The 11863-nt window shown below is 49.6% G+C and carries 12 protein-coding genes; 4 read left to right on the plus strand and 8 right to left on the minus strand.

Annotated features, from left to right (window positions below):
- Positions 1 to 9: 9 nt before the first annotated feature.
- The 3 genes from J1836_RS14360 to lipB are packed head-to-tail and all read left to right on the plus strand — an operon-like array spanning position 10 to position 2214.
- Positions 10 to 1269: a D-alanyl-D-alanine carboxypeptidase family protein gene (locus tag J1836_RS14360; RefSeq protein ID WP_207251840.1), complete on the plus strand. Its 1260-nt coding sequence runs from the start codon at positions 10 to 12 to the stop codon at positions 1267 to 1269.
- 25 nt (positions 1270 to 1294) lie between these two features.
- Entirely contained in the window at positions 1295 to 1576 is a 282-nt protein-coding gene (locus J1836_RS14365; RefSeq protein WP_207251841.1) for a YbeD family protein, read from the plus strand.
- A complete protein-coding gene (gene lipB, locus J1836_RS14370; protein ID WP_278189511.1) occupies positions 1573 to 2214 on the plus strand; it encodes a lipoyl(octanoyl) transferase LipB in 642 nt (213 codons plus the stop codon). The genes J1836_RS14365 and lipB overlap by 4 nt, the downstream gene beginning before the upstream one ends.
- Here the strand turns inward: lipB and coq7 are convergent.
- The 5 genes from coq7 to J1836_RS14395 form a co-directional block, all read right to left on the minus strand.
- Complete coding sequence (coq7, locus tag J1836_RS14375) at positions 2211 to 2855, minus strand: 2-polyprenyl-3-methyl-6-methoxy-1,4-benzoquinone monooxygenase (RefSeq protein ID WP_207251842.1); 645 nt, start codon at positions 2853 to 2855, stop codon at positions 2211 to 2213. The genes lipB and coq7 overlap by 4 nt on opposite strands.
- Before the next feature lie 15 nt (positions 2856 to 2870).
- The gene (locus tag J1836_RS14380; protein ID WP_207251843.1) at positions 2871 to 3524 is read right to left on the minus strand and encodes a thiol:disulfide interchange protein DsbA/DsbL; all 654 of its coding nucleotides are present in this window, start codon (positions 3522 to 3524) and stop codon (positions 2871 to 2873) included.
- A gap of 93 nt (positions 3525 to 3617) precedes the next feature.
- Complete coding sequence (gene ccsB, locus J1836_RS14385) at positions 3618 to 4796, minus strand: c-type cytochrome biogenesis protein CcsB (protein WP_207251844.1); 1179 nt, start codon at positions 4794 to 4796, stop codon at positions 3618 to 3620.
- Entirely contained in the window at positions 4771 to 6780 is a 2010-nt protein-coding gene (locus J1836_RS14390) for a cytochrome c biogenesis protein ResB (protein ID WP_207251845.1), read from the minus strand. Before J1836_RS14390 ends, ccsB begins: the two co-directional genes overlap by 26 nt.
- A gap of 101 nt (positions 6781 to 6881) precedes the next feature.
- On the minus strand, positions 6882 to 7493 hold the full coding sequence (locus J1836_RS14395) for a c-type cytochrome (RefSeq protein ID WP_207251846.1): 612 nt from the start codon (positions 7491 to 7493) through the stop codon (positions 6882 to 6884).
- A gap of 304 nt (positions 7494 to 7797) precedes the next feature.
- On the opposite strand from J1836_RS14395, the gene yihA reads away from it, so the two are divergent.
- Entirely contained in the window at positions 7798 to 8424 is a 627-nt protein-coding gene (gene yihA / locus J1836_RS14400) for a ribosome biogenesis GTP-binding protein YihA/YsxC (protein WP_207251847.1), read from the plus strand.
- 355 nt (positions 8425 to 8779) lie between these two features.
- Here the strand turns inward: yihA and J1836_RS14405 are convergent, their stop codons facing one another.
- The 3 genes from J1836_RS14405 to J1836_RS14415 form a co-directional block, all read right to left on the minus strand.
- Positions 8780 to 9940 (minus strand): Do family serine endopeptidase, encoded by a 1161-nt coding sequence (locus J1836_RS14405; protein ID WP_242632860.1) that lies wholly within the window; start codon positions 9938 to 9940, stop codon positions 8780 to 8782.
- A 44-nt stretch (positions 9941 to 9984) separates the two neighbouring features.
- Positions 9985 to 10893 (minus strand): DnaJ C-terminal domain-containing protein, encoded by a 909-nt coding sequence (locus J1836_RS14410; RefSeq protein ID WP_207251849.1) that lies wholly within the window; start codon positions 10891 to 10893, stop codon positions 9985 to 9987.
- Between the two features lie 94 nt (positions 10894 to 10987).
- Positions 10988 to 11854, minus strand: a complete 867-nt coding sequence (locus tag J1836_RS14415) for a YicC/YloC family endoribonuclease (RefSeq protein ID WP_207251850.1) — start codon at positions 11852 to 11854, stop codon at positions 10988 to 10990.
- Positions 11855 to 11863 lie beyond the last annotated feature (9 nt).

Genomic DNA, 11863 nt, shown 5'->3' on the forward strand with positions numbered 1-11863 from the left:
GGACTGTTCATGCTGATAAGGATTCTTACCCCGTTGCTGCTAGCAGGCTTGTTAGTGGGCAATATGGCTGTGGCTGCGAAGCAAGCCGCCGCACCCGTCGCCGCTGTGACCGCTGAGGCGGGCGAACCTGCCCCTAGCGATATGTCGACTGCACCCTATAATGATCCGTCTATTCCGCCTGAAATTATTGCGCTAGCCCCCGGTGTCCCCGAACTAGAAGCCAAAAGTTACCTGCTGTTTGATTTTCAGAGTGGTGAAGAGCTGGCGGGCTTTAATCCGGGAATGCGCGTTGAACCGGCCAGCATCACCAAACTGATGACCGCTTACCTCATTTACCAAGATTTGGGTAACGCCAAAGTGAAATTGGAGGATGAAGTACTAATCAGCGAAAAAGCGTGGAAAATGGAAGGCTCACGTATGTTCGTGGAGCTGGGTAAAAAAATTCCGTTTGAAAAGCTGTTGAAGGGCATGATTATCCAGTCGGGCAACGATGCGGCGATGGCGTTAGTGGAACACGTTGGCGGTAGTGAAGAGGCATTCGTGCAACGCATGAATCAAACGGCTGCCGAGCTGGGCATGAGTGATACTCGCTACATGAATGCGACGGGTTGGCCTGCCAAAGACCATTACACCACGGCGCGGGATATTGTGAAGTTGGTTAAAGCCTTGATTAATGAATTTCCAGAGCGCTACAAACTCTATTCTGAGAAAGAATTCAGCTATAACAATATCAAGCAGCAAAACCGCAACCGCTTGTTATTCCGCGACCCGACCGTGGATGGCCTGAAAACAGGTCATACCGAGTCAGCTGGTTATTGTTTAGTGGCATCGGCGAAGCGTGACACGATGCGCTTGGTGTCGGTGGTGTTGGGTACGAAAAGTGAAGAAGCACGGGCAAATGTGAGCCAGCAATTGTTGGAATACGGTTTCCGCACCTTTGAAACGCACCAGTTGTACAAAGCAGGTGCAGTGCTTGCCAATGTGCGCGTCTGGAAAGGCGATAAAACGGACGTTCCTGCCGGTACGATTGATGATTTATTTGTGAGTATCGCAAAAGGGCGCTATGAGCAATTGAAAGGTGGAATGCAGCTTGATAAAGGCATTGACGCCCCCATTAAACGCGGTGACGTACTGGGCAAAGTGATTATTACCGATCAGGAACTGGGCAAAGTCGTCAAGGAAACCCCGTTATTGGCGTTAGAAGATGTCAACGAAGGCGGTTGGTGGCGGCGCATGATGGATGGTATCCAGAAGTTGTTCGCCGATTAATGGCGACCACAAGCGAGGACAGGACGTGGAACGTTTTGGCGAACAGGAAGAGTTAATATTGGAATTTCCGTGTGATTTTCCGATCAAAATTGTTGGGCGGGCGGACGTGGCGTTCCATGTACGCATTTGCGAAATCGTGTGCCGTCATGACGAGGGTTTCAACCCTGATGAGCATGTGCAACGGCGCGACAGTTCTGCCGGTAAATACCATAGCTTAACGGTGAATTTGCGTGCGACCAGTAAGGCACAAATTAATGCAGTGTACCAAGACCTGAAAGCCTGTGAACTGGTGCTGTGGGCGTTATAAGTACTGATACGCTGCAAGTGCGTGTACTGGGTGTGCAAGATTACTTGCCCGTCTGGCAGCAAATGCAGGCGTTTACCCAGCAACGCGATGCTGATACGCCCGACCAATTGTGGCTGGTGCAGCATCACCCCGTGTTTACCTTGGGGCGCAACGGCAAAATGGAGCACGTACTTGCCCCCGGTGATATTCCTGTGATTCTGATTGATCGGGGTGGGCAGGTGACGTATCACGGTCTTGGGCAATTGGTGGTGTATTTGCTGTTGGATATTCGTCGTAAAGCCTTGGGTATCCGTGACTTGGTGATGCAGATTGAAAATGCGGTCATTGAGGTATTGTCGCACTACGGTATTGCTGCGGCAGGGGATAGGGACGCACCGGGCGTGTACGTGCAGGGGCATAAAATCGCGGCATTAGGCTTACGCGTGGCGAAAGGCTGCACCTATCATGGTTTGAGTTTGAATGTGGCGATGGATTTAGAGCCGTTCCAGCGCATTAATCCGTGTGGCTACGCAGGGCTGCAAGTGACGCAATGCCAAGATTTAGGTATTGCGCAAGCCCCGTTTGAGCTTGCCGGAGAGCTGTGTGAGTGTTTAGCCGCACGTTTACAGTATGCCACCGTGGATTGGCGGCACGATTAGACGTAATACGTGCTTTTGGTCATGACCTTGGACATGAGCGGCATGAGCAGCTTACGCGCTAAGAATGGCAATTTTGCGCCGCCTGCCTGCATGGCTACATCGCCATGGTGCATTTCATCCGCTTTCATCTTTTGCAAGATAGCCATATCGGCTAAGGCGTGGGCAGGTAATTGGTTGATGTGTTCTTCAAGATGCTTGATGACTTGATCTTCGGTTTCTTTGACGAAACCTAGACTCCACTTGTCACCGATTTTGCCTGCGACTGCGCCAATGGTGAATGAACCCCAGTAAAACAGCGGATTGAGCAGGCTTTTTCTGCCACCTAATTCACGCAGGCGTTTGTCTGTCCAATTCAAATGGTCGTTCTCTTCCATCGCAGAACGTTCCATTTGCTCGCGAATGTCTTCACGTTGCGCGGTTAATGCCTGCCCACGGTATAAGCCTTGGGCAGACACTTCGCCAGTGTGGTTGATGCGCATCAGTCTGCTGATCAGCTCCCGCTCGGTATCGCTTAAGGGGGCAGTTGCCTGCACACCTTCAGACGGGTTCGGGCGTTCAGTCGTCGGTGCGGTAGCGTGTACTACCCGTAAGGACTGATCAATTTCCGTTAGGATTTTATCCAGCAGGCTGAGTTTGCGCATCGCACTCTCCACACATTATTTGCTTTCGCGTTTTACCAAGTAATCAACGACTTGCAATAGCTTTTCTTCGCTACCTACCATGCTAGGGCTGGTGCGGTATTTGCCATTGACAATAATGACCGGTACGGAATCGGCTTTGGATTTAACGCCAATGTCCGTTGCCCGTGCCATCATGGTTTTCATTTCCATCGAGTTCAAGGCATTTTTCACTTGGTCAGCGGTAAAGCCGAGTTCGGTGAAAAAGCGCGTCATGGCTTCGTCGTTATCGATTTTACGGCGTTGTTTTTGCAGGGCTTCAAAGATTTTGGTATGAACTTTTTTCGCCCCATCCGGGTCAAGCATTTGCCCAACATAGAACAATTTGGCGTGGTATTCCCAGCGTGGGCTTAAGGTGGCAGGCACGCGTTGGAACACAACATTCGCAGGCTTTTGGCTGAGAAATTTTTCAATCGTTGGTTCTAAAGCATAACAGTGTGGGCAGCCGTACCAGAACAAGTCAACGACTTCCACTTTGCCTGTTGGGGCTTGGGTGGTAATGGCGGGTGACAAAGTGACGTAATGTGTGCCATCTTTGAATTCTTCTGCTTGGCTGGATTCAGGAATACAGCCAGTCAGGGCAAACAGGGCAGCCATCATGAAGCCGAGGGTGTGGCTTAATGCGCGTTTCATTGATTCAGTATCTCCCTTTTATGTTTATTGAAGCGTAAGCGTGTTGGTTGGTTCGTATTGTCCAGTGCGTTTGTTTTAGACGCAAGCCTGTGTTTAAAGTTCACCGTAAGAATGCAGTCCTGAGAGGAACATATTGACCCCAAGGAATGCAAACAATGTCACAAATAAGCCCACAATAGCCCACCATGCCATTGGCGTACCACGCCAGCCTTTTGAGAAGCGCAAGTGTAACCACGCAGCATAATTCAACCACACAATTAATGCCCACGTTTCTTTGGGGTCCCACGACCAGTAGCCGCCCCACGCTTCGGCTGCCCACATCGCACCCAGAATGGTGGCGACAGTGAAGAACGCAAAACCGAGTGCGATAGCTTTATACGTCACGTCATCTAACATATCCAGCGAGGGGAGGCGTGTTGCCATCATGCCGTTCGGGTTTACACGTTGCCCTCTTTCTTTGAGCAAATAGGCGACGCTGACCATTGCGGCTAAGGCGAATGAACCGTAGCCGACAAAGTTAGCAGGAACGTGAATTTTCATCCAATAGCTTTTTAAGGCAGGTACTAACGGCAGAATTTTATCGGCATCGCGTGAAACGCTGTACCACAGCAAAAAACCAACCGCTGCACTAATCACCAATAACACGAAACCACCGAGTGAACGGTTTTTGTAACGCCCCTCATAAAACAGATACAGCAAACCCGTGATCAGACTGAACAAAATGAACACTTCATACAAATTGCTCACCGGAATGTGCCCAAATTCAGGGTCAACCAGGTAGGTTTCATACCAACGCACCATCAAACCGGTCATGCCCATGATCAGTGCTGCCCACGTCAAGGCACTACCTGTTTTCAAGGTGAATTCGTTGTTGGCGACCAGACCACCGAGGTATGTGACAGTTGCCATGACAAACAGGGCACTCATCCACATCACGGCTGACTGGCTAGAGACCAAGAATTTCAAACCGAATACCACTTCAGCATTCGCATAACTGCCGTCGTAGAGCCAAATACCCAGCAAGCTGAAGGCGGCAACCGCCAAGGCGTAAGGCTGAAAGGCTTTCCAATACCAACCTAAACCAATCAAGCTGGGTGCGCTCATGGCGAGGATGCCAATTTCATAGCCATCCATGCCGTTGCCGTATTGCGCAAACAAGAAAGCGGTTGCGGCAAGCACTACGGCTGCCCAGAGCCAATCACGCAGCCCTAATTGTTTGAACAGGCTAGGTTCTTCGATCAGCGATTCAAGGGTTTGTTGTGGAACTGACATCTTTTACCTCGTATGCCATAGCTTGCTGGAAAATACCCTGCAAGCGATTGAAATAGCGTTCAAATTCGGGCTGATTGCGGTTACTGCTACCGGCCACGACGATTTCCGATTGGTTTTCACCCAGCGGTTTGATCCAGACCCATATTCTACGATGCGCCACGTAAAAGAGCAGAAAGACCCCAATGACTAACATGGCACTGCCGAAATACACCACATCTTTGCCCGGTGAGCGCGTAATTTGCAGGCCAGACGCTTCAATCTGCTTGAAGGTGCTGAGTTGCACAAACCACGGCGAACCGTAGGCGGCAATTTTATCAATGGCTAAGATGCTGTCATCAAAGAATAACCAATCAGCTTCTTTCAGTTCACCACTGATTCCTTCCTGCTTCAGCGTTTCGGCATAGACGCTGCGTAATGACGCATTCAAGACTTTCATGAAGGCTTCAGAAGCACTGGCACGTTTGTCTTCTGGGAAGCGCCCTGCAATTTCTTGCATGATGCCCTCAGAACCTTTGCTCGCGAATTGCTCGGTCAAGCGTACCATCGATTCGATAACCTGATTCTCGACCTCAGTATTTTGCACATTGGTTTGCTGCATTGAGCTGCGGGTTGTCTCAATCGCCGATTTTTTCACAAGTTCTGTATTTTGCATATTGGACAAAAATCTCATAAAGCGCTCCATACCGCCTTTGGGATCAACCGGAATGTGCAAATAGCGGAATGGTTCAGCAGGCGAGGCACGCACTCCGCTGAGGTAATAGATTTGCCCCTTAATGCTGACGGGGTTCATGTAGTTCTGGTATTCCATCGCTTGCCCGGTGGCATCGCGCAGCTTGAAGGTGATACTAGGGCCGATGTTTTTCTTTTTCACCTTGCCCGTTTCGTCTTCCATATCGTTGATATTGAACAGACGGAAATCCTTCAATTCCAGTTTATATTGTTGATCGGAACTGGTGAGGTTGTAATCACCAAAGATCTTGCCATCTAAGTCTTGCGCCGCGTAACGGCTGCTGAAGGGGTGCAGGCGCAGTTTGACTTCCGAACCACCATCACCAAAGTTGGCTTGATAAATAGCTACCCCTTTATAAAATAGCGGGTGATTGACCGATATGGTGGTTTCCAGCGGTTTGGCTAAGTCTTTGTCATGAATCACTAAATCGCTTTCAAATGACTTGGGCATACCCGTGGAATAGTGTTCGACGCGGAATTCTTTGACTTCTACTTCAAACGGCAGATGCTGCACGAAATAACCCTCGCGCATGGGCTGGAACAGGATATTGGCGCGGCTACCTTCGGGAATGTCGACTGAGCCACGGTACGAGAAATTAGAGGTCGATAATTGGCTAATTGCAGGCACTTCACCCGCTGGAATATTGCGGGTTTCAGGTTTTAGCGTGCCTTGCCACTCTGCCACCATCAAGGGGAGGCGGCTATCGAGCAATCCACCAATGAAGATAACAATCATGCCGACATGAGTAAGCCAGTAACCCCAGTGATTCGCCCTACCTTTCATGCCTGCTACCACGGCGTGGTCATCGCTGGCTTTTTGGCGTGTTTTAAAACCTTGGTTGTGCAGAATGCGTATGGCTAAGGCTTGAGCTTGCGCGGCATTTTGTGCGGTGGGGATGACGGTTTGGTGCTTCATTGCCCGCAGTGATTTTTCTTGGACATTTTCGCGGTAATGGCGTAGTTCCCGCAAGATGCCGGGGGTGTTGCGCCCAACACAAGTGGCAATGGAAATAACCAAAAAAGCCAAAATACTCAAAAACCACACGGCGGAATAAACATCGTACAGGTCGAGCGCTTTAAAGAGGTCAAACCAGAAAGAGCCAAACTTAATCTGGTAATCGGTATAGGGCTGATTTTGCCGGAGGATAGTGCCAATGACCGAAGCAATGGCTACGACTACCAGCAAGCTGATGGCTAAATTCATTGAGCCAAGGAAGTTGATCAGGCGCGTGCTGGAGGTCGGGGAATTTCTCATGCCACAAAAATCACGGTTACAAAGTCAGTGAATTAAAACAACAAAGGGTGGCAAAAGCCACCCCCCGTTTTATAGTAAAGCGTTACCAAATGGTAATGCCATTACTTCAAGCCAGCAATGTACTCAGCAACTGCATCCATTTCTGCATCGCTCATGGCAGCAGCCACGTTACGCATCATTTTGCCCGCATCGTTAGCACGCGCCCCAGTGCGGAAAGCGAGGAGTTGGTTTTTAACGTAAGTAACGTGTTGACCATTCAGCGATGGGAAGTTAGCCGCTGGATTGCCTGCACCGGTTGGACCGTGGCACGCTGCACACGCCGCAACACCCGTTGCATTGTTGCCGCCTTTATAGACTTGTTCACCCAGTGCGACTTTGGTTTGATCCGCTTCGCCGAGCTTCTTCACTTGGGAAGAGAAGTAAGCAGCTAAGTCAGCCATGTCGGCATCACTCAATGGCTTTGCCATCGGTGACATGGATGCGTTCACACGTGCATCATTCTTGAAGTTCATCAACTGCTTCAAAATGTAGCTGGGGTGTTGACCCGCCAATTTTGGCCATTCAGGGTTAACGCTGTTGCCGTCTGCGCCGTGGCAGGCTGCACAAGTCGCGGATTTGGTTTTGCCCGCTTCAGCATTGCCACCTTCTGCCCAAGCAGAGGTAGCCACGCTAACAGCCAAGCCAGTCAGTACAAGCATGAGTACTTTTTTCATGTCGAAGTGCTCCTAATATCACAAAATCTGTCATGTTTTTGCGCCATCACGCGTGACTCCCCGTGTTCACATCGCTAGGCGTTCTGCCTAACCGTCTTATCGCGGTTGCGGCAATTACTTGCAATCATGTCGGGTGCACCTTAATCTGCACCCACCCTGACGCAGGCATACCATATCCACACGCTCTACAGCTTTTTCAGTGTCCCGATCCGCTGTTGCAGAAAGGTTATTCTGAAAAAAACGACTGGATTGTACAACATATTCTGCCGACGTTCCGCAAAAAATATTAGAGAATGCTAACATTATGAATCATTATTATCAGCAAGCCAGTTTTCTGCAAAGTGCGACAACCCGCAAGACCATGCCTGCGGAAAGCGGGCTAGAGATTGCGTTTGCCGGTCGTTCTAATGCTGGGAAGTCCAGTGTTATTAACCGTGTATGTTCGCAGAAATCGTTGGCGCGTACCAGTAAAACCCCCGGTCGAACCCAGTTGATTAACTTTTTTCAACTTCAAGATGCCAATTTCTTGGTGGATTTACCCGGTTACGGTTACGCCAAAGTGCCCGAAGCGGTCAAATTGGAGTGGCAAAAATTTATCGAGTCTTACCTAACGCAGCGCAATACCCTGCGCGGCATGGTGTTAGTGATGGATATTCGTCACCCGATGACTGATTACGACCAAGCGATGTTGCGCTGGGCAAACAATAGACAATTGCCGGTTCATGTCTTATTGAACAAGTCGGACAAATTGACACGCGGTGCAGGGATGAATGTGTTGTTGCAGGTACGCAAGATGTTGGCGGATGGCGGGATAGCGTCGGTACAGACATTTTCGGCATTAAAGAAGCAGGGGCTGGACGAGTGTTGGAGTGTTCTGGATAAGTGGTTGGGTAAAGATACCATAGTGCATGAATCGAGTGCAGAAGCCTAGTTTATTCAGGAAGAGTTCATTTCGTTGAGGGTATCCTTTCTCCTGTAGGAAAAAGGAACCCCGGCCAAACAGGGGGTCTAAAAAGCCGGGGTTTAATGAACAGGCTTGGATTGGGGACACCAAACCTGTGTCCGTAAACAGAAAACACCGATGCCGGGCTTAAGCATCATTCAGCGTATTTTCTGGTACTTCACGGAAACTTTTAAAATATTGAATTCGCTTGTTCCAATAAATCTGCCTGAATAGTAGCGTATTTCGTCGCACTATAAAAATAAAATACTTTAATGCGCCTTATTCATTTACGATGTGTTTATATTGTGATCATATTAAGTAACACACTAATTTATAAGTCAATTTAACGAATGCTTTTTTCCCAGTAAGGCTGATTGGTATTGTTTTGCTTATTACCCTTTGCTTGTACGGCTACGGGCTTGTTGCTATCGGGTGAGGAAATAGTCACAGTGACGTTCCGGCTACGTCCCGCTCGCAGGGTTGTCATGTGTACATCAGTGCCGGTACGCAAGTCACCGATCATGTTTTTGACATCCACCGCGTTGTTGACGTTCTTGCCGTTAAGCCGAACGATGACATCACCTACTTGAATATCAGCCTTCTCGGCAGGTGAATTAGCCATTATCTGGCTGATCACTGCACCTTCATTGGATTTCATGCCGAAGTCACGCGCCATCGCGGGGTCAAGATCCTGCACTTCTACGCCTAACTGCCCGCGCTCCACTTTGCCGTATTGGACAATTTGGGTGATGACACCTGATGCAGTATTGATCGGCACAGCAAAGCCTATGCCTAGATTGCCACCACCTTGATCGCCCAGAATGGCGGTATTGATACCAATCAGTTCGCCACTCAGGTTAACTAGTGGGCCACCAGAGTTGCCTAAGTTAATGGGCGCATCGGTTTGAATAAAGTTTTCGTACTCACTAATGCCGGGATTGCGATGCAGGGCGCTGATAATACCCGATGTCACGGTCTGCCCAATGCTGTAAGGGTTGCCGATAGCTACCACAAAATCCCCAACCCGCAAGCGATCCGAGTCGCCGAAGCGCATGGCGGTCAGTTGTTCCGCAGGAATTTGCAAGACTGCCAAGTCAGCACGCGGATCAATGCCCACCACTTTTGCCAAATATTTACGCCCATCTTTCAAGGTGACGTGGATGGCATCCGCATTCTCAATGACATGCGAGTTGGTGAGAATATGCCCGCGTTGTGCATGGATAACTACGCCTGAACCCGTCCCGGTAATTTGCCGTTCCCCCGGCGGGGTGTCGCCAAAGAAGCGTTTAAAAAACGGGTCAGTCATGAGGGAATCACTGACGGGTTGCCGTCCCTCGGTGGCAATATTAACCACTGCTGGAGTGACTTTCTCCAGCATGGTGGCAAGCGACGGCAATGCTTGCCCGTTAACTTCGACAGGTAGTGCCGCAGACACAGTGTGCGGCGTTGTCATGGGTAAAAGAATCGCCGCCAATAAAGCGAGTTTGCGCGTAAGGGGTAACATAACCATGTTGTAGTGTTCTCGGCATGTGGTATTCAAGTTACTGGTTAGGCCATGTGCTGGCGGGGATTCCACGCAAATAGCGTTTTCATCCGTGCATAATACTCTTTTTGTTCTGCTGTATCAGCAGGCGGTGTATGGACATGCAGCACAATGTATAAATCGCCGGGTTCTTGCGCCGTCGCTCCCGCTAGACCCCGACCTTTTAATCGCATTTTCTTGCCCGATTGTACACCGGGTGGAATTTTTAAACTAATTTTGCCTGCCAGTGTTTTTACGGTGACGGTTTCACCTAAGGCGGCTTCCCACGGGGTAATAGGCAAGTCTAAGTAAATGTCGTGACCTTCACGGCGGTAAAGCGGATGCTCTTTGATTTTTACTTTTAAGTAAACATCGGAACCATGCAGACCTTTACCGGGTATCCGAATTTTGGTGTCGTCCGAAATATCGGCGGGAATACGGATTTGCACGCTGCCACCCGCTGGCAACATAACTTTCTTTAGCCCACGGTAAATGTCTTCCACCGCCACGTCTAGGGTGGAGGATGTTGTTGCCGCGCTGCTGCCTGTGTTATTGGTGGTGCGGCGACCACCAAATAAGCCTTCAAAAAATTCACTGAAACCCGATGACGACTGATTTCCAAAGCCACGCCGTGCGATGCCCTCAAAAAAGGAGGCATCAAACTGTGGGGAATTGCTGTTATTCCAGTTCGGTGGTGGTTTGAAATTTTGCCCAGCACGCCATTCCGAACCCAGTTGATCATAACGGGCGCGTTTAGTGGGATCGCTCAGCACTTCATTGGCTTCATTGATTTCTTTGAAGCGTTCTTCAGCCCCTTTGTCCTGATTGCGGTCAGGGTGATATTTAGCCGCCATGCGCCGAAAAGCCTTTTTAATGCTTTCCTGATCCGCGTTACGCTCAACCCCCAATATTTTGTAGTAGTCCTTGTATTCCATCTCATAACCTCTGCCGCAGAGTTTACGATAAAAAAGATTATCAGTGCGGCAATTTTATTGATCTCAAGTGCATTATCCCGTGTGACTGGCAATATTACTCAATGTTTTGTACCTGTTCGCGTATTTGTTCAATCATCACTTTCAAGTCAACCGCCGCTTGCGTGGTGTCGGAATCATTGGATTTGGATGCCAGTGTATTTGCTTCACGATTGAGTTCCTGCATCAGAAAATCAAGGCGGCGCCCTACTGGTTCATCACGTTCCAAGACGGCGTTGATTTCGTCGAGGTGCGCCATGAGCCGATCCAGTTCTTCTTCCACATCAAGGCGTTGTGCCAGTATTACTAATTCTTGCTCAATGCGATTGTAATCCGGTGAGATTTTTAGTTCTTCAATGCGGTTCAAGATTTTTTCACGTTGTGCCGCAATGATGCCGGGGCGATGCTTACGGATACGCACGGTGATTTCGGCAATCTGATCAAGGCGTTGATAAATAAATTCGGCTAAACGCTTGCCTTCACGCTCACGCATTTCCAACAAATCATCCAGCGTATCTTGCAGTAAGGCTTTGGCGTGCGCGGCGAGAATGTCACGATCCGGTGCGGCATCTTGCGCGACACCCGGCCAGCGTAAGATGTCGACGGCTTTCAGAGGTTCTGGGTTATCCGTAATGGTTTCCAGTTGACGGCACGCAATGATCAACGCTCGTGCTAGCGGTTCGTTAATGCGAATCTCGTTATTATTGCCATTGGCAGGGGTGAACCGTAAGTTGGTTTCAACTTTGCCGCGTTTCAGGGTGGCTTGGATGGTTTCCCGAAAACTGTTTTCCTGACTGCGAAATTCTTCGGGCAGGCGCAGGCTGATGTCGAGGTAGCGGTGGTTAACCGAGCGAGCTTCCCATTGAAGTGTGCCATGCTCCGTGGTGAGTTCGCGGTGGGAAAAGGCGGTCATGCTACGAATCATGGGTATTTG

Source organism: Thiothrix fructosivorans (genome assembly GCF_017349355.1).
Classification (GTDB): Bacteria; Pseudomonadota; Gammaproteobacteria; order Thiotrichales; family Thiotrichaceae; genus Thiothrix; species Thiothrix fructosivorans.

Bases quoted from the DNA above. Each gene is read 5' to 3' on its own strand.
- J1836_RS14360 (WP_207251840.1), top strand. From the start codon at position 10: ATGCTGATAAGGATTCTTACCCCGTTGCTGCTAGCAGGCTTGTTAGTG.
- coq7 (WP_207251842.1), bottom strand. From the start codon at position 2,855: ATGCGCAAACTCAGCCTGCTGGATAAAATCCTAACGGAAATTGATCAG.
- J1836_RS14380 (WP_207251843.1), bottom strand. From the start codon at position 3,524: ATGAAACGCGCATTAAGCCACACCCTCGGCTTCATGATGGCTGCCCTG.
- ccsB (WP_207251844.1), bottom strand. From the start codon at position 4,796: ATGTCAGTTCCACAACAAACCCTTGAATCGCTGATCGAAGAACCTAGC.
- J1836_RS14390 (WP_207251845.1), bottom strand. From the start codon at position 6,780: ATGAGAAATTCCCCGACCTCCAGCACGCGCCTGATCAACTTCCTTGGC.
- J1836_RS14395 (WP_207251846.1), bottom strand. From the start codon at position 7,493: ATGAAAAAAGTACTCATGCTTGTACTGACTGGCTTGGCTGTTAGCGTG.
- yihA (WP_207251847.1), top strand. From the start codon at position 7,798: ATGAATCATTATTATCAGCAAGCCAGTTTTCTGCAAAGTGCGACAACC.
- J1836_RS14405 (WP_242632860.1), bottom strand. From the start codon at position 9,940: ATGTTACCCCTTACGCGCAAACTCGCTTTATTGGCGGCGATTCTTTTA.
- J1836_RS14410 (WP_207251849.1), bottom strand. From the start codon at position 10,893: ATGGAATACAAGGACTACTACAAAATATTGGGGGTTGAGCGTAACGCG.
- J1836_RS14415 (WP_207251850.1), bottom strand. From the start codon at position 11,854: ATGATTCGTAGCATGACCGCCTTTTCCCACCGCGAACTCACCACGGAG.